14 protein-coding genes are annotated in these 23481 nt (G+C 61.0%); 4 read left to right on the forward strand and 10 right to left on the reverse strand.

The features are described 5' to 3' along the window. Positions 1–49: 49 nt before the first annotated feature. The 4 genes from P0D84_RS13120 to hutH form a co-directional block, all read right to left on the reverse strand. The gene (locus P0D84_RS13120; protein WP_408336964.1) at positions 50–652 is read right to left on the reverse strand and encodes a HutD/Ves family protein; all 603 of its coding nucleotides are present in this window, start codon (positions 650–652) and stop codon (positions 50–52) included. A 32-nt stretch (positions 653–684) separates the two neighbouring features. Continuing rightward, positions 685–2373 (reverse strand): urocanate hydratase, encoded by a 1689-nt coding sequence (hutU, locus tag P0D84_RS13125; protein WP_408336966.1) that lies wholly within the window; start codon positions 2371–2373, stop codon positions 685–687. Positions 2374–2454: 81 nt separating this feature from the next. Continuing rightward, positions 2455–3150, reverse strand: a complete 696-nt coding sequence (gene hutC, locus P0D84_RS13130; protein ID WP_408336968.1) for a histidine utilization transcriptional repressor HutC — start codon at positions 3148–3150, stop codon at positions 2455–2457. 37 nt (positions 3151–3187) lie between these two features. Then, the gene (gene hutH / locus P0D84_RS13135; protein WP_408336970.1) at positions 3188–4711 is read right to left on the reverse strand and encodes a histidine ammonia-lyase; all 1524 of its coding nucleotides are present in this window, start codon (positions 4709–4711) and stop codon (positions 3188–3190) included. A gap of 397 nt (positions 4712–5108) precedes the next feature. On the opposite strand from hutH, the gene P0D84_RS13140 reads away from it, so the two are divergent. Together P0D84_RS13140 and P0D84_RS13145 are read left to right on the forward strand one after the other, a co-directional pair. Next, the gene (locus P0D84_RS13140; protein ID WP_408336972.1) at positions 5109–6014 is read left to right on the forward strand and encodes an NAD-dependent epimerase/dehydratase family protein; all 906 of its coding nucleotides are present in this window, start codon (positions 5109–5111) and stop codon (positions 6012–6014) included. A gap of 247 nt (positions 6015–6261) precedes the next feature. After that, positions 6262–6444, forward strand: a complete 183-nt coding sequence (locus tag P0D84_RS13145) for a hypothetical protein (protein WP_408336974.1) — start codon at positions 6262–6264, stop codon at positions 6442–6444. Positions 6445–6571: 127 nt separating this feature from the next. On the opposite strand, the gene P0D84_RS13150 is transcribed toward P0D84_RS13145, so the two are convergent. The 3 genes from P0D84_RS13150 to P0D84_RS13160 all read right to left on the reverse strand — a co-directional run bounded on the left by P0D84_RS13150 (position 6572) and on the right by P0D84_RS13160 (position 9574). Continuing rightward, on the reverse strand, positions 6572–7306 hold the full coding sequence (locus P0D84_RS13150; protein ID WP_408336976.1) for a DUF899 domain-containing protein: 735 nt from the start codon (positions 7304–7306) through the stop codon (positions 6572–6574). A gap of 164 nt (positions 7307–7470) precedes the next feature. Beyond that, complete coding sequence (locus P0D84_RS13155; protein ID WP_408336978.1) at positions 7471–7881, reverse strand: ArsR/SmtB family transcription factor; 411 nt, start codon at positions 7879–7881, stop codon at positions 7471–7473. 310 nt (positions 7882–8191) lie between these two features. Beyond that, the gene (locus tag P0D84_RS13160; protein ID WP_408336980.1) at positions 8192–9574 is read right to left on the reverse strand and encodes an NCS2 family permease; all 1383 of its coding nucleotides are present in this window, start codon (positions 9572–9574) and stop codon (positions 8192–8194) included. 518 nt (positions 9575–10092) lie between these two features. Here P0D84_RS13160 and P0D84_RS13165 point away from each other — a divergent pair. After that, positions 10093–11049 (forward strand): PRC-barrel domain-containing protein, encoded by a 957-nt coding sequence (locus P0D84_RS13165; protein WP_408336982.1) that lies wholly within the window; start codon positions 10093–10095, stop codon positions 11047–11049. Then, positions 11046–12296: an MFS transporter gene (locus P0D84_RS13170; RefSeq protein WP_408336984.1), complete on the forward strand. Its 1251-nt coding sequence runs from the start codon at positions 11046–11048 to the stop codon at positions 12294–12296. The genes P0D84_RS13165 and P0D84_RS13170 overlap by 4 nt, the downstream gene beginning before the upstream one ends. A gap of 47 nt (positions 12297–12343) precedes the next feature. On the opposite strand, the gene P0D84_RS13175 is transcribed toward P0D84_RS13170, so the two are convergent. From P0D84_RS13175 to P0D84_RS13185, 3 genes are all read right to left on the reverse strand, one after another. After that, the gene (locus tag P0D84_RS13175; RefSeq protein ID WP_408336986.1) at positions 12344–13504 is read right to left on the reverse strand and encodes an FAD-dependent monooxygenase; all 1161 of its coding nucleotides are present in this window, start codon (positions 13502–13504) and stop codon (positions 12344–12346) included. A 42-nt stretch (positions 13505–13546) separates the two neighbouring features. Then, positions 13547–20902 (reverse strand): non-ribosomal peptide synthetase, encoded by a 7356-nt coding sequence (locus P0D84_RS13180; protein ID WP_408336988.1) that lies wholly within the window; start codon positions 20900–20902, stop codon positions 13547–13549. 1152 nt (positions 20903–22054) lie between these two features. Continuing rightward, positions 22055–23410 (reverse strand): MFS transporter, encoded by a 1356-nt coding sequence (locus P0D84_RS13185; protein WP_408336990.1) that lies wholly within the window; start codon positions 23408–23410, stop codon positions 22055–22057. Positions 23411–23481: the final 71 nt, after the last annotated feature.

Raw genomic sequence — 23481 nt, forward strand, 5'->3', positions numbered from 1 at the left:
TTCGCCAGGCCTTAAGCGCGTGCGCGAATCGTCGTCGTTGTTACGCTCATCACATATAGCGGATGCTGATCGCGAGCAACGCGCCCGTGCCCTCGATCAAACATGACAGCGCGTTCGGTGTGTCGATGCGCAGCGTGTCGTCAGCTTCGAGCGCGCGCGGTTGAGCGTCGCCACGGAGCGCGACCTGAAGCGAACCGCTTGCGCAGAACAACAGCACCACGTCGGCGGACAACGTACGCTGCGTAGCGCCGCGCCACACTTCTGTCTCGCCCAGCGCCGCGCCACGGCGGACCATCAGGTTGAAGTCGCGCGTGGCGCCGTCGACGAGGCGTGCATCGATCCCCGCTTCGCCCGCAAACTGCGCGATATCGAGCGGCTGAGTCAACGCATGGGTCTTCACGGCGTGCGCGTCAGTGTCGTCTGTTTCGTCGAGCAACATGCCCGCGCCGGACAACAATACCAACGTGCGGTCGATACCCGCAAAACGCGAGAACGGACCGGCCTGCGCCACGTCGGCGATGCTCACGCGCCACGTGAATGCGTCGAGCCCCGCGTGTAGCGGAAACGCCGCCACCTCACGCGTGACGCCGCCGCCGTTTTTCCACGGCGCCGCCACGAGGTCGGCGCCGCGAATCAGCGTCGTGGTTGCCATGTTATCGACAAGCGGGCTGTGAAGCGCCACGATCAACGACCCAGCATCGGCAGATTCAAACCTGCCTCGCGCGCCGTTTCCTGGGCGAGTTCATAGCCCGCATCCGCGTGACGCATCACACCGGTCGCCGGGTCGTTGAACAGCACGCGGCCGAGGCGTTCTTTGGCTGCATCCGTGCCGTCGGCGACGATCACGACGCCGGAGTGCTGGCTGAAGCCCATGCCGACCCCGCCGCCATGATGCAGCGAGACCCACGACGCGCCGCCTGCGGTGTTCAGCAGTGCGTTGAGCAAGGGCCAGTCGCTGACCGCGTCCGAGCCGTCCTTCATCGATTCGGTTTCGCGATTCGGGCTGGCCACCGAACCGGTATCGAGGTGATCGCGGCCGATCACGATCGGCGCCTTCAGCTCGCCGTTCCTGACCATTTCGTTGAAGGCCTGGCCTAAACGATAACGGTCTTTCACGCCGACCCAGCAGATCCGCGCCGGCAGCCCCTGGAACGCGATGCGTTCGCGCGCCATGTCGAGCCAGTTGTGCAGATGCGGATCGTCGGGGATCAGTTCCTTGACCTTCGCATCGGTCTTGTAGATGTCCTCCGGATCGCCCGACAGCGCGACCCAACGGAACGGGCCCTTGCCTTCGCAGAACAACGGACGGATATACGCCGGCACGAAGCCCGGAAAATCGAACGCGTTTTCCACGCCCATTTCCAATGCCATCTGACGGATGTTGTTGCCGTAATCGAGCGTGGCCGCGCCGCGTTCCTGCAACGTGAGCATCGCCTGGACCTGCTTGGCCATCGACTGCTTGGCGGGCAGCACGATGCTGTCCGGCACGGTCTTCATACGCTCGCGCCAGTCTTCGACATTCCAGCCTTGCGGCAGGTAACCGTGAATCGGATCGTGCGCGCTGGTTTGATCGGTCACGCAATCCGGCGTGATGCCACGCGTCACGCATTCAGCGAACACATCCGCTGCGTTGCCGAGCAGGCCGATCGACACCGGCTTGCCCGCTTTCTTCGCCTCTTCGAGCATGGCGAGCGCTTCGTCGAGCGTCTGCGCTTTTTTGTCGACATAGCGCGTCTTCAGACGGAAGTCGATACGCGTTTCATCGCATTCCACCGCGATCATCGAGAAACCGGCCATGGTCGCTGCCAGCGGCTGCGCGCCGCCCATGCCGCCGAGACCGCCCGTCAGAATCCAGCGGCCCGACGGATCGCCGTTGAAATGCTGATTCGCCACCGAGAAGAACGTTTCGTAGGTGCCCTGCACGATGCCCTGGCTGCCGATATAGATCCAGCTGCCCGCCGTCATCTGCCCGTACATCATCAAGCCCTTGCGATCGAGTTCGTGAAAGTGTTCCCACGTCGCCCAATGCGGCACCAGATTCGAATTCGCCAGCAAGACGCGCGGTGCGTCCGCATGCGTGCGAAACACACCGACCGGCTTGCCCGATTGAATCAGCAGCGTCTCGTCTTCGTTCAGGTCCTTCAGCGACGCGAGGATCTGATCGAAGCAATCCCAGTTACGCGCGGCACGGCCGATACCGCCGTACACGACCAGCGCATGCGGATGCTCGGCGACTTCCGGGTCCAGATTGTTCTGGATCATCCGGTACGCGGCTTCCGCGATCCAGGTCTTGCAGGTTTTTTCCGCGCCGCGCGGTGCGCGGATCGTGCGGGTCGGGTCCAGACGCGGGTCGATGTGTTTCGGGTTGTTCATGGTGGCCCTCGGAATGCGTGAAAATGTTCGGGAGAAGATCGGAAAATAAGCCGGGAAAACGAGTCTGAAAAAGCGGCGAAATCAGAAATGTCCAGTGAAGCGATAGCGGCTGCCCGGATGCCAGAGATTGGCGATCGAAGCGACCTGGCTTTGCGACCACGTGCGCCGATGCAGCACGAGACACGGTTCGAGTTCATCCATGGTCAGCAGCGCGCGCGTGTCCGCGTCCGCCGCCAATGCTTCGATGCGGTACTCGACTCGCTGCAACGGCGCCACGCGCACCAGATACTGGTTCGGCGTGGTGTTCGTGAAGTCCTGCAAGGCATACTCGGGCGCGACCGCCGGGTTGACCCAGCGTTCTTCGAGTTGCACCGGTTCGTCGTTTTCGAAATGCAGCACGCGTGAATGAAACACCGGACTGCCCGCGCTCACCCGCATTTCTTCGGCGAGCGCTTCGTCGGCGATGCTCGCGCCGATGTGCAGCACCTTCGCCTGATAACGATGACCGCGCGCGACGATTTCGTCGGAGATGCTGCGGATCGCCACCAGCGTGGATTCATACTTGGGCCGGGCCACGAACGTGCCCGAGCCCTGCACACGCGTGAGCACCTGCTCCGAAGTCAACTCGCGCAACGCGCGGTTGACCGTCATGCGCGCGACGTTGAATTCGCGCGCGAGCTCGTTTTCGGAGGGCACCTGGTCGCCTTCAGCCCATTCGCCCGCATGGATGCGGCCGAGGATGAAGTCCTTGATGCCCTGGTAGGCCGGTGCGTTCATTGGCTTGATGTGCGTGCTTGAAATGTGTTGTGCGAGCTTACTGTTCGGACGCGAACGAGAACGGGCTCAGCTTCGCGATCGTGCCGTTTTGCACGAGATGCGTCACCGCCTCGATATCCGGTGCGAAGTAGTGATCGAGCTCGTAATGCGCGACGTCCTTGCGCACCGCGTCCATCACTTTCTGCAAGCTCGGGCTGGTCTTGTGCGGCGCGCGCAGATCGACGCCTTGCGCCGCGGCGAGCAACTCGATCGACAGAATGTTCGCCACGTTTTCAGCGATGTCGCCGAGCTTGCGCGCGGCGAACGTCGCCATCGAAACGTGATCTTCCTGGTTCGCGGAGGTGGGCAGCGAATCGACCGAAGCCGGATGCGCGAGCGTCTTGTTCTCGGAGGCGAGCGCGGCAGCCGTCACGTGAGCAATCATGAAGCCGGAGTTCACGCCGCCGTCGCGCACGAGGAACGGCGGCAGGCCCGACAGCGTCGCGTCGATCAGCAGCGCGATGCGGCGCTCGGCCAGTGCGCCGATTTCAGCGACAGCCAGCGCGAGGTTGTCGGCAGCGAAGGCAACCGGCTCAGCGTGGAAGTTGCCGCCCGACAGCACTTCGCCCGTGTCCGGGAAAATCAGCGGATTGTCGGAGACGGCGTTGACTTCCAGCAGCAGCACCTCGGCCGCATGGCGCATCTGATCCAGACACGCGCCCATCACTTGCGGCTGGCAGCGCAGGCTGTACGGGTCCTGCACCTTGTCGCAATCGGCGTGCGAGACATTGATGCCCGAGCCTTGCAACAGCGAACGGTATGCCGTGGCCGCATCGATCTGACCTTGATGGCCGCGCAGTTCGTGAATGCGCGCGTCGAACGGCTTGACCGAACCCGCGGCTGCGTCCACCGACAACGCGCCCGCCACCAGGGCGGTGCGGTACAGGTCTTCGATTGCGAACATGTTGTAGAGCGCGAGCGCCGTCGAGGCTTGCGTGCCGTTCAGCAGCGCCAGACCTTCTTTCGCCTGCAACGTCAGCGGCTTCAGGCCGACCAGCGCGAGGCCTTCGGTGGCCGGCATGCGCTCGCCCTTGGCGAACACCTCGCCGACGCCGAGCAAGGTGGCCGACATATGCGCGAGCGGCGCGAGGTCGCCCGATGCGCCGACCGAGCCCTTGACCGGAATCACCGGCAGCACGTCGGCGTTGTACAGCGTGATCAGCGCTTCCATCACTTCGCGGCGGATGCCCGAATGGCCGCGGCCGAGGCTCGACAGCTTCAGCGCGATCAACAGACGCACGACCGGACGCGACATCGGCTCACCCACGCCGACCGCGTGCGACAGCACCAGATTGCGTTGCAGCAGTTCGAGCTGGTCGTGCGGGATGTGCGTGCTGGCGAGACGCCCGAAACCCGTGTTGATGCCATAGGCCGGCTCACCCTTGGCGGCGATATCGGCGACGGCTTTGGCGCAGGCGTCGATGGCGGCGTGGCTGGCCGGATCGAGTTGCAGCGCGACGTGTTCGCGCGCGATCTGGCGCAGCTGCGGGAGGGTCAGGTAACCGGGTTTCAGAATCATCATGATGTTGTGTCCTGTCTTGTCTATACAATTTGAGAGAAGTCTAGCGGCGTCATCTTGTATATACAACTGGTTTTTGCAGGTTCGGGACTAGGGGTTTCCATTAGGGCAGGATGCCTGCCTGGCATACATATCGCTTCGGACTTAGCTTGGGAGCGATAGCGTGCTTCGTGCTTCTGCCGATGGTGATGGCCGTTGACTTGTATATACACATTCAAAATCCTCGGCGGCAACCGGACAAAAAATAGTTAAGCGCCGGGAACCCGCTGGCGGACGCCTTCATTTTTGATTTCAAATCAAGATTCATTTGAGACTAATACGCTTTTTGCGAGAATCAAGACGTCGGATACTGCGTCCATGTCATCGTGTTTCCGGTGTTTCCACCCCAAGGGAGAACGTCTTGAAGATTTTCATTACTGGCGCAAGCGGCTTTATCGGCGGTTCGATCGCGGCACACCTCGTGCGTGCCGGCCATCAGGTGCGCGGTTTGATCCGCAAGCCCGAGCACAGCGCTGAGTTGCAACGCCTCGGTATCGAACCCGTGATCGGCACGCTCGACGACCGCGACCTGCTGATCGCCGAAGCAAAAGCCGCCGACGCGGTCATCAACGCCGCGAGCAGCGACCATGAAGGTGCAGTGAAAGCGCTGATCGACGGCCTCGCCGGTTCCGGCAAGCCGTTTCTGCATACGAGCGGCTCGAGCATCGTCGGCGATGCGTCGGGCGGCGAAGCGGGCAACGCACGCATCTATCACGAGGACGCCCTGCCCGAGCCGAGCGCGGATAAAGCCGCGCGCGTCGCCATCGATCAACTCGTGCTCAAGGCCGCGCAGCAGAACATCCGCTCGGCGGTGCTGTGCAACACGCTGATCTACGGCCACGGCGCCGTGCCGGGCAGCGCAAGCGTGCAGTTGCCGCGGCTCGTGCGCCAGGCGCAAAAGAGCGGCGTGGTACGGCATGTCGGCAGCGGCGGCAATGTCTGGTCGAACGTGCATGTCGACGACGTCGCCGAACTCTATCGCCTCGCGCTGGAGAAGACGCCGGCGGCCACCTTCTACTTCGTCGAAAGCGGCGAGGCATCGTTTCGCGACATGAGCGCCGCGATTGCCCGCGTGATGAAACTGGGCGAGGCGCAAGACTGGCCGCTCGAGGAGGCACAGAAGGAATGGGGTTACGAAATGGCTTCGTACGGGCTCGGTTCGAACAGCCGCGTGCGCGGCGAGCGCGCACGCAAAGTGCTCGGCTGGCAGCCTGAACGCACGTCGGTGATCGACTGGATTGAGCACGACATGATGGCCTCCGCGTGACTTTCCGCCGGGGTGCCTGTTAAGGGCGCTTCCTGTGGAAGCATCCTCCAAGAAGACTTTCTCCGGGGCGCCTGCCGAGGGCGCTTCCTGCAGAGCATCCCCGAGAAGACTTCCTTCGGGGCTACCTTCGGGGCGTAATTAGTGTAAGCACTTTCGTTGCGAATCCGTAAGCTCAACTCGCTAGAATCCGGTTCACATAATTGCGCGATTCGACGATACGAGTCGCGCGTGAGTCCGGATTTGATCGATGAACTTCGCGCTGAACTTCGACTGGCTAACCAACCTCATGGCGATCATTTTCGTCGTGGCGTGCCTGTACGATTCACGCTACGACGAATACGGCACGTTGACGCTGTCAGCCGCCGTAATGGGTCTCGTGGTGATGGCGATCGAGTTCTTCCTCAAGCCTGCCCTCGAGATGACGCTTTGAGTTTGACGCAGCGCGATGCAGCGTCATCCGTCCTGACTCGCTTTTATCTCGCCACTGAAAGACAGCCGTAAGCCGCCAGTAGTCACGGGTGCGCACTCCTGCCAAACGACCGCCGCACGCGTCGCCATTACGAGCCGCACGCGGCGCAACCATTCGCCGTCGCTTCGTAGCGATCGTGATGTTTGAGCCAGTCACCCATATTCTTCTTCTCGTTGCGGCCTTTCGGCGTGACGTCGAAATGCGCGTACGTGCTGAGGAACTGCTCGCCGCCGCGGCCGTAAGTGGAATACGTGTGATAGACGTCGCCCACTTCGTCCTTGTAGAACACGCTGTGACCGGATAGCTCGTCGATGCCGACGTCCTGCTCGGTGAAGTTGTAGAACGCCTTTTTACTGGCGATCTCCTCCGGCGTGAACGACACGTGATAGTCGAAATTGAAGTCGCTCTCATTCGACGACACCCACGGAAACTTCCAGCCCATACGTTTCCTGAAAGCCTCGATCTTCGCGAGCGGTCCACGCGAGACCGACACGTACGAAACGTCGTGATGTTCAAGATGCGTCAGGATGCCGTCCATATGATCCGACACGAACGAGCAGCCGAAACAGCCCTCTTCCCAATCCGGGCCGAGCATGAAGTGATAGACGATCAATTGGCTACGGCCGCCGAACAGATCGGCGAGTGTCCTGCGGCCTTGCGGCGTGTCGAATACGTAGGTCTTATCGACCTTCACCCACGGCAGTGCACGGCGTTTGCGGGCGAGTTCATCGCCGGCGCGTGTGTACGCTTTCTCTTCGACTAATAGCGCCTTGCTCGCGGCCAGCCATTCTTCCCTGGTACCGATCCGGTGTTGCGGGTCCATGTGCATCTCCTTGTCTGCGTCGTGCAGGTTCGATAGAGCAAAATCAGGCGTACTACATTGAAGTAGCGTGCCGGCGAATCGAGATCGCCACTCAGCATGACCGATGCAGGCTGAGCGCGTCTTCCTCGACGCGTTGTGCTTGCGCGATAGTCAACGATGCGCCGTTAGCGTCGACGCGCTGACGGCTTTCGCGGGCGCGGCGCTGATTCGGCGCCAGAAGGTGATGCCGGGCTCAACGGACATGGGGCCTCCTCTTCGACGAAGGCAACAAGACGATCGAGTGATCCGGACCAGAAGCGCTGATAGCGGGTGAGCCACTCCATGGCTTCCTCCATGGGTTCCGCGGACAGGCGGCACGCCACCGTGCGGCCGGTTTTGCTACGCGTGATGAGACCGGCCTCGGACAACACGTCGAGGTGCTTCATCACCGCGGGCAAGGACATCGCAAATGGCTCGGCGAGTTCGCTGACCGACAGATCGTTCAGTTGTGACAGACGCGCGAGCAACGCACGCCGCGTCGGATCGGACAGCGCGGCAAAGGTGCGATCGAGTAACGCTTCGTTAAACTTAACCATGAGGTTAAGTATAGAAACACGCTAGGGGATGTCAAGGACAGCTGCGTGCTTTTTCAAAGCGAGCAGGGAGAGGCGAAGGAAACGGTGAAAGAGCGGCAAAGGAGGCGGCGAATGAAGCTGCGAAAGAACCGGTGAAAGAACCGGCAAAGGGGACGCTGCAAAAAGATACGCGACGCATCGCAGATAAAAAACCCTGCAACACGCCGCGTCAAGGTGGAGAACAACCGACTACACGTTCGAGCGAAGCGGCAGGGAACGCCCGCCCCACTCTCGCGTCACAGCAAATCGCGCAAGACGCAAGGCGGCGGAATCAGATCGCCCAACCGCCGAGATAGAAGCCGACCAGCACGATCGCGATGACAACCGTACCCACGTTCAGCTTGCGATACTCGCCGCTCACCACGCGGCCGATCACCAGCGTTGCGAAGCCGAGCATGATGCCCGTCACGATGTTCGCGGTCAGCACGATGAACACCGCGCACATCAGACCCGACATCGCGTCGACCATGTCGTCCATGTGCAGCTTGCTCACGTTCGAGAGCATCAGCAGACCCACGTACATCAGCGCCGGGGCCGTCGCATACGAAGGCACGAGACTGGCCAACGGCGAGAAGAACATCACCACGAGAAACAGCAGACCGACCACCGCTGCCGCCATGCCCGTCTTCGCACCGGCTGCAACTCCAACCGTCGATTCGATGTAGGCAGCCGCCGGCGCACCGCCGAGCAGGCCCGAGAAAATCGAGCTCAGCGAATCCGCCGTCAATGCGCGGCCGCCGTTGATGATGCGGCCGTTTTCGTCGAGTTGACCGGCTTGTCCGGCAACCGCGCGAATCGTGCCGGTAGCGTCGAACACGGCCGTCATCACGAGGGCCAGCACGCTAGGCAAGACTGCCATCGACAGCGCGCCTTTGATATCCATCGCGCCGATCAGCGAGGCATGACCCGGCGCGCTCAGCGAGGGCACCGCAAACACGCCGTGGAACGCCACCGTCGGATCGATCATGAGAGCAATCGCCGAGATCGCAATGATCACGATCAGGATCGAACCCGGCACGCGACGGCGCACCAGACCGAAGATCGCCGCCAGACCCGCCACCGACATGATCGCCGGCAACGCCGTGATATTGCCGAGCGCGACCGGCAAACCGGCGCCCGGATTCTTGACGACCAGACCCACGTCATTCGCGGCGATCAGCAGCAGGAACAAGCCGATGCCGATCCCCGTGCCGTGCGCGATGCCTGTCGGCAGATTGCGCAGGATCCACGAACGCACGCCCGTCACCGAGATCGCGGTGAAGACGACACCCATCAGGAACACCGCGCCGAGCGCGACGTTCGGATGCAGACCTTTACCGAGCACGAGACCGAACGCGGTGAACGCCGTCAGCGAAATCGCGCAGCCGATCGCGATCGGCAGACGCGCCCACACGCCCATCAGCAACGAGCCGAACGCGGTGGTCAGGCACACGGCAACGAACACCGCGCTGGTATCGAAGCCCGCTTTGCCGAACATGCCCGGCACGACGAACACGGAATAGACCATCGCGAGGAAGGTCGTGATGCCCGCGACAATTTCCGTACGCTGCGAACTGCCGCGTGAAGAGATTTCGAAGTAGCGGTCGAGAAAGCCCTTTCCGTCGAATGATTCGGCGCCGACTTCGGAAATCGGTTGGGCGTGGGGTTCCATCATGATGAGTAGCCTCCTTTATCAGCGTGCTGAAACGGCCCGGTTTCGGGCCGCCATCAGGTTCGTCTCGTTGCATTGATTTAATGTGGTGTGGCAAGGTTTGAACGTCGGCTTGCGATGCGTCCGGACATTCCGCCTTCCGTCCTTCTTTTGCTGTCTCGAAATGTAGGTCAACACAAATATATCTCCCATCGCATGGATGGCATGCCCGACATGTCGCGATGCTTATATCCTCTAAAGGGCGGCAAACCACGTCGGCGCTCCGCGCGTATACACCTACGGTTTGTCATGACGTTGTGAAAGGGTTTTGATGGGTTCGGCGCACAACAACGGGCCTTGATCGCGGCCGGGAGCGCGCAACGCGGCATGAAGCGTGCGTGGGGGACACCTGTCAGAAAGCCTGCGAAACGGGGCCGCCCCGGCGCCGCGGGTTACACTCTGACCCTTACCTGACTTGACTGAATGTCTTAACAGCGGCGGTCCACAGCGCCCGTCCGCACCGGCCCATGGAGTTCTTCCCGATGAGCGGCGGTTTTTCGCGTCCTGCCTGGCGTCTACTGATTCTTGCTGGGTTCGCGCTCTTCGCGCTGTCCGGCTGCAGCCTGTTGTGGGGCCCGCGGCAGGCGCCGATTGTCGATGCCACGGTGATGCCGGTCGAGCCCGCGAGCGCGCCCGTGGTGGCCTCAGAGCCGGAACCGGTCGAGACGGAGGAAGCGGCCGAGCCCGAACAGCCGAGGAAGCCCCGCAAGCCGGTCGTCAGGCCACGCAAGGTCGAACCTCCGCCGCCGGTCGTCACGCCCCCGCCACCGCCGCCGCCGCCCCCGCCGCTGATCGTGCTGCGCACGATCGAGCGCAGCGAAGCGCGCGCGTTGCTCGATAGCGAAGTGCAGAAGCCTGACGGCAAGGTGGTTGGCCGCGCGGTCGACATGATCGCGGATGCGAGCGGCAAGCCGCGCGAGATGGTGGTGAATCTGCAGGGCTTTCTCGGCGTTGGCGACCGCAAGGTCAATTTCCCGTGGAGCGCGTTCCGCTTCGTGCCGACCGCGAAGGCTGCGCCGATCACGCTCAACGCGGCCGCCGTGCCCGCTCCCTCGGCGAAATCCGCTGTCATGCAAGTGCCGCTGATCGACACCGATGTCGAGCGCTCGAACGGCGCCAAGGTCGGCCGCGTGATCGACGTGCTGATCGACGCCAATGCGCAGCCGCAGGCGGTCGTGCTCGACGTCAACGGCATGGTCAGCACCGAGCGGCGCACGATTGCCGCCAACTGGTCGGCGCTGCGGTTCGTCATGAAAGACAAGGAACTGCATCCGCTGATCGATTTGAGCGACGCGCAGATCAACGCGACGCCGCTGTACGCCAACGACAAACCGATTCGCGCGGTGTCGCCGGCGCCGCCGGCATCTGCTCCCGCTGCTGCGGCGTCTGCCGCGCCGGCGGCTGCCACGGCGGGTTCCAACTCAAGGGCGGCCCGATGACAGGCCGCACTTTCGTCACCGCGCGCAGTCTGCGCGCACTCGATTGGCTGAATTTTTTCGTCGCCAACGTGCAGACGGGTTTCGGGCCGTTCATTGCTTCGTACCTCGCCTCGCACAAATGGACCCAGGGCGAAATCGGCATGGCGCTGTCCGTCGGCACCATTAGCGCGATGGTGAGCCAGGTGCCGGGCGGTGCTGCCGTCGACGCGCTGCGCAACAAAAAAGGCGCTGCCGCCTGGGCGATCTTCGCGATCATCTTCAGCGCGGTGCTGCTGGCCGCGAGCCCGACCGTGCTGCCGGTGATTGCCGCCGAGGTGTTCCACGGCTTTGCCAGCTGCATGCTGACGCCGGCGCTGGCTGCGATCTCGTTCGCGCTGGTAGGGCGTGCGAATCTGGGCGACCGGTTGGGACGCAATGCGCGCTGGGCGTCGATCGGCAGCGCCGTGGCGGCTGGGTTGATGGGCGTATTCGGCGAATACTATTCCCCGCGCGCGGTGTTCTGGTTGACTGCGGTGCTGGCCGTCCCGGCGCTGTTCGCGTTGATGATGATTCAGCGTACCGACACGATCGAACTGCCGAAAGCCGGGCCGACGCCGGAACAGATTGAACGGCGCGAGAGTTTGCGCGAGTTGTTGCGTGACAAGCGGATGCTGCTGTTTGCGGCTTGTATCGTGCTGTTCCACTTGTCGAATGCGGCGATGCTGAATCTTGCCGCTGGCGAAGTGACGGCCGGCATGGGCGACAACGTGCAACTCGTGATTGCGGCGTGCATCATCGTGCCGCAGGCGATTGTCGCGATGATGTCGCCATGGGTTGGGCGCTCTGCCGAGCGGTGGGGACGCAGGCCGATTTTGCTGCTTGGGTTTTCGGCGCTGCCGATACGGGCGTTGTTGTTTGCCGGGATCAGCAGCCCGTATTTGCTGGTGCCGGTGCAGATGCTGGACGGCCTGAGTGCCGCGGTGTTCGGCGTGATGTTGCCGTTGATTGCCGCCGATGTGGCTGGCGGCAAGGGGCGGTATAACCTTTGTATTGGGTTGTTCGGGTTGGCTGCGGGGATTGGGGCGACGCTGAGCACGACTGCTGCTGGGTTTGTGGCGGATCATTTTGGCAATGCTGTGAGCTTTTTCGGGCTTGCTGCTGCGGGGGCGCTTGCCGTTTTGCTGGTGTGGGCCGCGATGCCCGAGACGCGGGATGCGGCGGCTGAGGAGGCAGCGGCTGTGGAGGGGGGGAAGTCCGCTGCGCGGTGAGGGTTTTTGCCTTTGGCGGCGGCATTGGAACGGCGTCGATAGCCTGCTTATGCAGATGGCTCGAACGACAAGATGTCGATGTTCTTTTTGCGGAAGCTGCTTTGCGGGGTCAAGCGGAAGTACCATTCTCGCAACCAGCAACCGAATCTCGACTCGGCCTGTTCGATTCCACTCATAAAACGCGCGGCATTGACCACCGCATTGGCCCGCGGGTGTCGACACGCCTGGTAGCGCGCCAGCGCAGTGCGAAGGTCTGGCGTTCGCGCCAGATGACCGGCCAGCACCACGGCATCTTCAATCGCCTGTGCGGCGCCTTGACCCAGGCTGGGCAGCATTGGATGAGCAGCATCGCCCAACAGCACCACATGCCCATCACAGAATTGCTCCACGGGCTCGCGATCCTGGGCATGCATTTTCAGTATGACACTCTCGGGCGTGGCCTCGACGGCCGCTATGACTTCCGGTGCCCAGCCAGTGCAAGCGCTGAGCACCTCCTGTTTGCTGATGCTCAAAGCGGCATCTGCGGCGTTGCCGTGGTTGCAGGTTCCCCACCAGTACGCCTGCCCATCTCCCACATCGCAAAGCCCAAAGCGCTTGCCTCGGCCCCAGTAATGCGCCACATAGCCTTCGGTCATCACCGGGTGGCTGAGTGGCGTTACCGCCAGCCACGCGATATAGCCGGATGGGCGCGTTGGCGTCTCGCCCAGCATCTGCTGACGGATCACTGAGTTCAAACCGTCTGCGCCAATCAGCAGATCAGCCTCGTGCGTGCTGTCGTCTTCGAACGACACCCTCACCCCATCCGGGCGATGGGCATAACTTACGCAGCGCAACCCTGTTGTCAGGGTATCCGGCGTGAGCTGCTGCGCCAGCGCGCGCAGCAGCAAAGGGCGTTGAATATTCACATTAGGGTGGCCCAACTGTTCGCCGATCTCGTGGATGGGCATGCTGGCGATGAGATCGCCATTCTGCTTTTTGAAGAAGAAATGCTGAATCACTTGACCCGCCTGCTCCACCGGAACATGGGCATCGATCGAATGCAGCGCCGCCATGGCATTGGCCATGACTGATAAGCCGGCGCCACCGGTACGTAGCGCCTGGGCCGCTTCGAAAACCTTGACCTTCCAGCCGGCCCGCTGCAGCGCTATAGCTGCGGTCAGCCCGCCGATACCGGCCCCCACCACAATGACTTTCCTGAGTTCTGTCATGCCGCTTCACCTGTATCGAGCCCGGAACGACTGGGTATTGAATCAAAGAGGCTGTTGATCCTCCTCCGTCACAGTGACCATCGGTGACGGCTGTGCGAATGCCGCCGCGGGTTGGGCGCTTTTCGCCCGTGCCGCTTCAATTCTCGATTTGATAACTTCACCCACCCGTTCGATATGCGGCGCGCGCATCATGGTCAAATGATTCCCCTCTACAGCGATTCGCTCCACCTGTGGAGAAATCGAACGCCAGCCACGATACGGATCGCGAAATGCGGTACCCACCAGCTCATGGGGGGCTAGCAGTACATCGGGTAACCTGGCATCCGCGGCGAACAGCGTGAGCGGCAGGTCCAATGGCGGGAAGCGGTAGTCCACCAACGACTGCCAGTTGGTATGAAAGACCCGGTACAGCTGACCCAACGTCGCGAGGGTGATGTGCGTGTCGAAAATTCCCTGGTCGATACCGTGCTGTTTGATCGCCTCGAAGGCTTGTGAGTCGTTCATGGAGGAGACGTCGAGGGCGTGGTAGTCGTACTCTTTCTGGCCATCGCCGCTGAGCAACTCCCACATAAACCAGTTCATCAAGTCGGTGCGCTCTATCTGCACCGCACCTTGCCTGACGCGCACGATGGTATCTAACAAAAACACATTATGCAGACGCCGCCCGCGCCGCTCCAACTCGCTCGCCAGTTCATACGCCACCACACCGCCATACGACCAGCCGCCAATATTCAGCGGGCCTTGGGGCGCGACCTGTTCAATGGCATCCGCGTAATACACTGCCTGGGTTTGCACAGATAGCAACGGTTCGCGGGTATCCCACGTACCCGGTGCTTGCAGTGCACACAGGTGAACCTGGTCCTTGAGTACTCGCGCCAGAGCCGCATAACACAGCACATGACCGCCGATCGGGTGCACCAGGAACAGCGTGGGCACACGCGTGGCATTTTTGAAGTCCACAAGCACGCCGGTTCCATGCTGACAAGTCTCGGTCTGTTCCAGGACATGGGCGAATTCGGCAATGGTCGGAGCCTGGACGAAGTCGGACAATGACGGCTCGAAGCCCTGATACCTGGCCAGCATGGCAACCAGGCGGACCGCCTTGAGTGAGTTGCCACCGATCTCGAAGATATTGTCATGAACGCTGATCTCCTCCAGGCCCAGGATTTCTTGCCAGTAGCCCTGCAACACGTCTTCCCTGCAATTTCGGGGCGCGGTAAACGGCCGCACCAGGGTGTGTTGAACCTCCACCTTTTGCAATTGCTGGCGATCGAGCTTGCCGGTGGGCCCAAGCGGTATTTGCGCGATGCTGACAAGCGTGTTCGGCAGCATGTAATCGGGCAGCGTCAGGCGCATCTCGGCCTTGAGTCGATCCAGGTCCACCTCGCGCCCCGGCATGACCTGAACGAAACCCACCAGATAGCGACTGCCATCCGCTGCAAGCTTGTCGATAACCGCCACCTGCTGAATGTCGGCGCCGAACTGACCGGAGCCGAGCATGGCCACTTCGATCTCGCCCAGCTCGATGCGATAACCGCGAATTTTTACCTGCGCGTCGCTTCGGCCCTGATAGACAAGCTCGCCCCAAGGCAGGTAAAAGCCGATGTCGCCGGTCTCATATAAGCGCCGGATCTTGCCCTCCAGCTGACGATAGACAAAGCGTTCCGCGGTCAGATCGGGTTGATTCCAGTAACCGTTCGCCAGGCACACACCTTCGATGAATAGGTCACCAATGACCCCGACCGGGCATGCGTTGCCCGTCGCGTCCAGAACATGCATGCGTACCTCGTCGATCGACGCACCGATCGGTGGCATGTTCGGCCAGGTCGCGGCGGCGCCTTCAAGTCTCTGGCACGTAACCACGTGAGCCTCAGTCGGGCCATAGTGGTTTTCGACCCGACAGTCGCCGAGGCCATCAATCAGATTACGGATTTCGGCGGTGATTTTCAGCTGCTCGCCGGCCACACTGATCTGGCGCAGCGAAACCGGCTGGATACCTAATTGCATGACGACTTCGGCCAGACTCTGAAGGGCGACGTAGGGCAGGAAAACACGATTAACGCCCCGCGCACAGATAAATTTCAACAACCGGATGAAGTTATAGCGCAGCCCCTCATCAATCATCACCAGTTCTGCTCCGCAAGACAGCGTCGAGAGAATTTCCTGGAACGATACATCGAACGAAATGGGCGAATATTGCAGGGTCTTTAGGGGTGTGGCCGTGCTGGCGTCATCGGCCTGCTGGCGGTTCTGCCAAAGGATCATATTGGTCAATGCGCGGTGCGGCATTGCCACGCCTTTAGGGCGTCCGGTCGAGCCCGACGTATAGAGCAAGTAAGCGTTGTCTCCCCCCGCAACGCCTGCGGCAATCGAGGCGACCAGGCCATGACTGCGCGGCAGGTTATCGTCGAACTCAGCGACCACGCTGTCCCAGTGACGCTTGTCTGCCTTGCTTGCCAGTGCTGTCACCAGGTCCGCAGACGCATTGGCGAACAGCACGAGGCGCGGCTGTGAATCCTCGAGAATCAGCCGGATGCGGTCCTGTGGGTAGCTCAGATCAATCGGCACGTAAGCCGCGCCGGCCTGTACGACACCGAGCAGGGCTATGATCAGGTCGGGCGAGCGCGGCATCATGATGGCCACCCGATCTCCCTGACCGATACCGCGCTGATGCAGCCAACTCACCAGTTGTGCGCAGGCATTCGCCAGTTGGCGGTACGACAGGTGGGTCTGCTCAAAACTCACGGCGGTCTGCTCGTCATGGCGCGCGAAGCTATCCAGCAACAAGGTCGAAAGATTGCCATGAGGTACTGCCGTGACCGCCGTCGGCGTGGTTCGCTCGATGCTGGGCAGCCAGGCCGGTATGCGTGGCGTGGCGCCGGGGTCGGCGATCATCAGTTCAAGCGTACGCAGCATATATTCGGCATAGACCTCGATCTGGCTTGCCGCGACGCGCGCCGTGCGGTAGTCCATTTTCAACATCAGCGAACCGTTGAAAGGGTGACGCCCCGCCGTGGTCAACAAGTCGTAGTTACTGGCTTCCATGGTTTCCCAGCCGGTCACGATTTCTTCGCCCTTCGCCACCATGTCTTTGAGTACATAAAAATCGACGTAATTGAACACTACGTTCACGGCCGTGGCGGTTTCGCGGTGAATCAGCGCGAACGGATAGTGCCGGTGGGCAAACACGTGTTGCTCCTGGCTCATCAACGCCCGGATCACCTCAAGCCAGGTCTGGCCACGCCTACTGAAGCGCACGGGTAAGGTATTGAGGAACAAGCCCAGGACCGATGCGGCATCCTCGAACGCTGGCCGACCATGGCTGATGACACCGCACAGCACCTCTTCCTGATTCGAAACAATCGCTTGCGCGAAACCGTGAGCCGCCAGCAGCACCGCGCGTAACGGTAGGTCCTGTGCTCGGCAGAACGCTTCGAGCCGGGCCGCGTCCGGTGCGGGAATTTCCCGGTAGGCCGAGCGGTGCGGCTCTGAGTCCGGGGCAACCGCATGGGCCCAACTGGTCATAGAGGCAACTGGCGCGTCGCGCAGGTAATCGGCCCAGAACACGCCATGAGCATCGGTCGCCATGGCATTCAGTTCCACGGAGGCGAAGTCGGCAGGTGTGGTTGTCAACACCGGCAGTGCATCGGCACCGTCGGCCGAGGTGTACAGCGTGATCAGGTCATGCATCAAGGTGGCGACACTCCAACCATCGAGAATCGCATGGTGGAAACTGAACACCAGGTCGATGTCATCCGCTGCGACGAACACACAAAACTTGTACAGCGGCGCCCAATGCCAGTCTTCGCGGTAACGCTTGCGTTCATCCACATAGGCGGCAACGGCCCGCTCACGCGCACGGGGATTCAGCGATACGGCATCGATGACCTGCACGGGCGATTCGACCGTCGAGTGCACCCGAGCCATGGGAGCTTCGGCATGGCCGAGATCGAACGACATGCGCAAGGCCGGGTGGCGCCGGATTAATGCGCTACAGGCCCGGTCCCACGCAGTGGCATCCCAACGCAGGCGCAGGCGGTAGCTGAAAATGTCATGATAGATCGCAGAATCGGGGTGCATCATCGAGTGGTAGATCATCCCGACTTGCAGCTGCGAAGCTGGAAACACGTCATCGAACAGGCCCTTGCTGGCCAGGCGAATAGCCTCCGGCACGAGCGCAAAAGGCGCCATGTGCGCCAAGGGCCCCAGATTCGCCGCCTGGCCGCCTTGCGCCTCTAAGCTTTGGGCCAGTTGAGCAATGCTTGGGTGCCGATAAATCTGCGCCACCGTCAGCGCAATCCCTTGTTCACGGGCCTTGACTTGCAAGTGAATGACCTTCAGGGAGTCGCCGCCCAGCATGAAATAGTTGTCGTGGACCCCCAACGCAATGAGCTTCAGGTTGTCGCGCCAGAGGTCGGCCAACGACTGTTCCAACGCTGTGCGTGGCGCTGTCGCATCGGTACTGCCCGACACTGCTCCGGGCTCGGGCAGCGCCTTGCGGTCCAGCTTGCCGTTGGCATTCAACGGGAACTGCTCCACCTGAATCAGATGCCTGGGCACCATGTAGTCGGGTACCTGCTGACGCAAGGCTTCATGCAGTGCTTGCTGTGAAAGTACATACCCCGGTTCGCTCACGATATAGGCGCTGAGGTACGCATCGCCCTTCGCTTCCTGACGTGTGATCACGACCACGTCCTTGACGCCTTCGCATGCGGCCAGGCGCGCTTCGATCTCGCCAGGCTCAACACGCAAGCCACGAATCTTCACCTGGAAATCGTTGCGACCCAGGTATTCGATGCTGCCATCGGGCAACCAACGACCCAGATCGCCCGTCTTGTACAGGCGTGCCTGGGGATCGGCCTGGAACGGGTCGCGGATAAATCGCCCGGCCGTCAATTCTGGCCGGTTCAGGTAGCCCCGTGCAACGCCAATCCCGCCGATGTGAACCTCCCCGGCGATCCCCGGTGGCAGTAGTTGCAGGTTCGCGTCGAGGATATACAGCTGAATATTCGCGATCGGCTGGCCGATAGGTACGATGCCCTCGTGCAAGCCCGGCCGACAATGCCAGGCCGTGACGTCGATAGCCGCTTCGGTGGGACCATAGAGGTTGTGCAGTTGCACTTTCGGCAAGTGTTCGAAAAAACGTTCCTGCAAGGCATAAGACAACGCTTCGCCACTGCACAGTACCTGCTTCAGGTCAGGCAAGCGTTGCGGCTCGGCCTGGTCAAGAAATAGCTGCAACATCGACGGTACGAAATGCGCCAGTGTGATGCTGGCGCTCGCCATGATGTCCTTCAAATAGCGGGGATCCTGATGTCCGCCCGGGGCGCAGACGACCAGTTGCGCGCCACTAAGCAGCGGCAGGAAAAATTCCCAGACGGACACATCGAAACTGAACGGAGTCTTCTGCAGGACACGGCTGTGCTCATTGACCTCATAAGCATCGCGGGCCCAGAGCAATCGGTTCACGACCCCGTCATGCTGGTTCATAACCCCTTTGGGCAAGCCGGTGGAACCGGAGGTGTAAATCACATAAGCGAGGTGCTGAGGCGTCAGTCCGAGCGCCGCGGCGTCTGGGTTGTGCTCCGGTTGCCGGGATAAGCGTTCATGGTCGGTATCCAGGCACAACACCGGCGCGGTCACGGCGGGCAGGCTCGCCAGTAACGCACGGGTGGTGATCAGGGCGCCTGGCGCGCTGTCGCTCAGCATGTGGCTCAATCGGTCGCCTGGAAAACCAGGGGCGATAGGCACGTACGCGGCGCCTGCCTTAAGAATGCCCAACAGACCCACCACCATTTCCAGGCTGCGCTCCAGGCAGATGGCGACTCGATCGTCCGGGCGAATACCCGCCTGGAGCAGGGTGTGGGCCAACTGATTGGCCTGGCGGTTGAGTTCACCATAGGTCAGCGTTCGAACTTCGAACCGCACGGCTATCGCTTCAGGACGAGCGGCGGCCTGGGTCTCGATTAACTGATGGAGCAGCGGCTCTTTCGGGTAGTCGACGCCGGTGCGATTCCACTCATCCAGTACCTGCTGGCGTTCAGTGTCCGGCATAAGATCGAGCGTATTGACCGGCACGTCAAAATCAGCGGCCACGCTCTGCAGGATACTCATGAAGCGCTGTTGCAGCGCCTCGACCTGAGCTTTTTCGAAATAGGCTTCGTTATAGATGAAATGCATCCACACATCGTCGTCCGGCGCGGCCTCACGAACATGCATGGCCAGCGGCGTTTGTTCATACCCATTGCTGAGTTTGACCGACTGCGCGAATGCTGGACCGTACCAAGTGCCATGGTCGAGCTCGTAGGACACTACCAAGTCGAACAATTGCCGCCGCCCCAGGTTCTGCAACCCAAGTTCACGGTTCAGTTCGCTCAACGGAAAACGTTGATAACGGTAGTCCTGCCTGAGCGTCAGGGCAATCCTGCTGACCAACTCGCTAAAGCCCAGGTCCGTGCCCAGGTTAAGGCGTACCGGACTTATGCCGACAAACAAACCGACCGTGGCTTTGTGCGCGGCATTGGCGCGGTTGTGGATTGGCAGGCCGATCACGACCTCATCGCGTTGGGCAACGCGTGTAAAGTAGCTGTACAGCGTACCTAGCAGCACGTGCAATACAGTCGCCCGGCTGGAGGCCTTCGCCAGTTCGTCGAGGCGATTGTAAAGCGCGCGTGGCAAGCGCCAGGCGTGATTCTGGCTTGGTGCCAGGCGCTGCACGAATCGCCTTTCATAGCGGCGGGCGAGCAGCGGCTCGGGCAGTGTGCGATATTTATCCAGCCAGTACTGGCGTTGGCGCTGAAAGTGCAGCGAGTCTCTGTCGGTTCTTTCGTGCTCGACATACGCCCGATAAGTCGGCGCGCACGCCACACTTTCCTTTTGTTTATGCGGTGCGGTATAGGCTTGGCCAATTGCCCGACCAATCGTGGCGAAGGCCCAGCCGTCGGCGATCAGATGATGACAATTGAGAAAGAAGTAGTAGGACTCTTCCCGAACCTTAAGCAGGTTCATGCGAAACAGCAACCCGCCGTCAAAGGAAAATGGAGTCTGCAAGTTTTCTTGCATCAAGGCCAATGCGGCGGCCTCTGGATCGCCATACCCCGACACATCGAGCAAGTCCAGCGGTAGGGTAACCGGCTCAAGGAACCGTTGTCGCGGTAGAGGATGGTCAGGCGAGCCGGGCACCAACTGAGTGCGCAGGGCGTCGTGGCAGCTGACGACCTGATTGAAGGCCTGTTGCAACCTTGACGCATCGACCGTGCCGTTGATTCGGGCATAGCCCCCGATGTTATACAAAGGGGCCTCGCCATGCAGAACCTGGTCCAACCAGATATCCAATTGCGGGGTGGTAAGCGGGTAAAGGAAATGCTTTCCGTTCGAAGACGACGTGGCCTGAGTCATAGTTTTCTCCGTGGGCCAGTTCAGCCGGCCGAATGAAACTAATGAAAAGAGTTACGCCTGAGGCCGCGGCCATTGGCGGCAGAGTTATGGCGATGCAAAGGGGCATCAGAAAGTCCCGTGGCAGTGCAAGGTGCCCGTGTTCAAAGGCGGCTCTGCGGCAGGTTGGGCGCCTCGGGGCTTTATCGCTACCCGGTCGGTGAGTTGAGAAATGAGTCGCACCGGAAACACTCCGCGGCGGTTGATCAATCTGAGTGCTTGAACCGCAGCGGCAAAATACTGGTCACCGTTGACCATGGTCGAGCCCGGGGGTGGGGGCTCATTCAAGAAGTCTTCGAGTTCGGCATCGGTCTGCAGAAAACTGGCTTCATCGAAATAGCGGGAACCTGATAAGTACGGTCTGGTTAGGTCAGTCGTGTTGGACAGAGGCGAAGCATTCCGGAAACAACCCCAATCCCGATCCGGTGAGGAGATCCACTGGCCGATAATGCGTTTGCTGGTGGCAACCCAATTCACCGCGAATACTATTGAGCTCTGGCGCCATGGCACCGATCAAGAAAGGTGCGCTCTATGAAACTTAATAACAGGCGCTTCACGGGATAAGGCAGGGGTTTGCTTCAGAAGCCTGTCCTGCCCTGATGATAGTGAGCAAAAGGAAGGATCTCTACTACACAAAGCGGTAGTCCACCCCGTGTACGCCAGTGACAATGGCGAGCAGGTGGCCCGCATGAAGTGATGATCGGCCAGAAGTATCAACACTGGCTCACGCTGCTCGGACTTGGGCCGCTCCAATCCAGGCAGATCTGATGCGGTGGGGGCGCAGACCTCGCGTTAATTCGTATCGCGAACCATTTTTTCTTTCACCCACAGGACGATCCGGCTCGCCTGGGTAGCGCAAAAACTGCCGCTTTTGAACCTCGTCTAATTGCCGTCATCCGCCGGAGCCGATGCCGCATCCAGCCCCCGCGAGCCTACTCACGACCACCCAGAAAAGCCAGGCCCCCTCATCATCTCCCCTACAAGCTCGCTTGATGGAATGGGCTCAAGTTGAGAGCATTGCCCCGCTCAGGGGCAACGCTAATAGACCAAAAACAGATTAAGGAGAGGCCAACGCCGTAAGCACACAGACAATTGCCGCCACCAGGGGCGCCCCCCTCAATCAATAGCCCGCCCCGCAGTCTCCCGCATAAAAGGCAGCGGCAACAACGACACCAAACCACATCCAATCAAATACCAGGCAGGAGCCAAATTACTCCCGGAAACCTGAATCAGCCAGGTGGCAAAAAACTGTGCGAACCCACCAAAAATAGAAACGCCAAGGCAATAAACAACCGACATCCCGGTAGCGCGAATCTCGCGCGGAAACATCTCCGGCAGCATGACAATATTAGGTACAGCGGTAAAAGCAACAAACACCGCCAGCACGGCAACAACAGACAACAACACAGACACACTAGGCGTCGCATTGATAATCATAAATGCCGGATAGACAGCCGCAATCAACAACACACGCGAAACCCACAGAACCCGCTTACGCCCGACACGATCGGACAACGCCCCCGCAAACGGCGAACAGATCACCGTCACCACCGCCGCGGTCCAGGCAGCCCACAGCGCCGACGACATTGGCAAATGCAGAATCCGAATCGCGTAAGTGGACAGATAGAACAGCACGATATAGTTCGCCGCCGTGCCGCCAATCGTCGTCAACACACCCGTCGTGATCACGCGAGAATGCTCGCGAAACAGATTCCGTACCGGCTGCGCGGCCGGCACTGGCTCAATCCCACCCTTGCCGTCCTCAATGCCCGGCAACGTCTCGTCCAGATGACGCCGGATATAAATCCCAATCGGCCCCATCGCCATGCCGATCACGAACGGCACGCGCCAGCCCCAGCTCTCCAACGCGGCCGTCGAGAGCGCCGCCGCCAGCGCGACACCAAGCAGGGAGCCACATACCGTGTTCAACCCTTGGCTCACGAACTGCCAACTGCCATAGAAACCGCGTGTCTTGTCGCTGCCGTACTCCAGTAATAACGAAGTCGATGCGCCAATCTCGCCACCCAATGCAAAACCCTGTATCAGCCGCGCAAGAATCACCAGCAGCGGCGCGGCCACACCGATCGCCGCGTAGGTCGGCGCGAACGCGATAATCGCCGAGCCAAGCGTCATCAGCCACAGGGTGAGACTCATTGCCGCCTTACGGCCGGCGCGATCCGCATAAGCACCGAGGATAATGCCGCCCACCGGCCGCATGATGAAGCCCACACCGAACGTGCCGACTGCCAGCATCAGTTGCGCAAGCTGCCCTTCCACCGGGAAATACAGCTTGCCGATGATCGTCGCGAAGAAACTGTAAATTGTGAAATCGAAAAACTCGAGGCCGTTGCCGAGCGTGATCGCGGCGATCGCTTTGGCGTGGCTCGTACGTTTGGCCGGTTGCACGCCCGACTCGCCGGCGAGATTCAACGCGTCGGCGCCTGTGGGTTGCGGTGTAGCGGAATAGTCCATCTGAGTCTCCATGGTGTCCTTCCTGCTGATGCGCGGCTCTGCGGCCTTGTGCGCCTGAAAGCAATGCGCGG

Origin of the sequence: Paraburkholderia sp. RL17-337-BIB-A (genome assembly GCF_046025895.1) — a bacterium.
GTDB classification, from domain to species: Bacteria; Pseudomonadota; Gammaproteobacteria; order Burkholderiales; family Burkholderiaceae; genus Paraburkholderia; species Paraburkholderia fungorum_C.

What these genes read in the sequence shown, in the direction of transcription:
- P0D84_RS13145 (WP_408336974.1), top strand. Translation starts at nt 6,262, where the DNA reads ATGAACTTCGCGCTGAACTTCGACTGGCTAACCAACCTCATGGCGATC.
- hutC (WP_408336968.1), bottom strand. Translation starts at nt 3,150, where the DNA reads ATGAACGCACCGGCCTACCAGGGCATCAAGGACTTCATCCTCGGCCGC.
- hutH (WP_408336970.1), bottom strand. Translation starts at nt 4,711, where the DNA reads ATGATGATTCTGAAACCCGGTTACCTGACCCTCCCGCAGCTGCGCCAG.
- P0D84_RS13170 (WP_408336984.1), top strand. Translation starts at nt 11,046, where the DNA reads ATGACAGGCCGCACTTTCGTCACCGCGCGCAGTCTGCGCGCACTCGAT.
- P0D84_RS13120 (WP_408336964.1), bottom strand. Translation starts at nt 652, where the DNA reads ATGGCAACCACGACGCTGATTCGCGGCGCCGACCTCGTGGCGGCGCCG.
- P0D84_RS13185 (WP_408336990.1), bottom strand. Translation starts at nt 23,410, where the DNA reads ATGGACTATTCCGCTACACCGCAACCCACAGGCGCCGACGCGTTGAAT.
- P0D84_RS13175 (WP_408336986.1), bottom strand. Translation starts at nt 13,504, where the DNA reads ATGACAGAACTCAGGAAAGTCATTGTGGTGGGGGCCGGTATCGGCGGG.
- P0D84_RS13180 (WP_408336988.1), bottom strand. Translation starts at nt 20,902, where the DNA reads ATGACTCAGGCCACGTCGTCTTCGAACGGAAAGCATTTCCTTTACCCG.
- hutU (WP_408336966.1), bottom strand. Translation starts at nt 2,373, where the DNA reads ATGAACAACCCGAAACACATCGACCCGCGTCTGGACCCGACCCGCACG.
- P0D84_RS13155 (WP_408336978.1), bottom strand. Translation starts at nt 7,881, where the DNA reads ATGGTTAAGTTTAACGAAGCGTTACTCGATCGCACCTTTGCCGCGCTG.
- P0D84_RS13160 (WP_408336980.1), bottom strand. Translation starts at nt 9,574, where the DNA reads ATGATGGAACCCCACGCCCAACCGATTTCCGAAGTCGGCGCCGAATCA.
- P0D84_RS13150 (WP_408336976.1), bottom strand. Translation starts at nt 7,306, where the DNA reads ATGGACCCGCAACACCGGATCGGTACCAGGGAAGAATGGCTGGCCGCG.
- P0D84_RS13165 (WP_408336982.1), top strand. Translation starts at nt 10,093, where the DNA reads ATGAGCGGCGGTTTTTCGCGTCCTGCCTGGCGTCTACTGATTCTTGCT.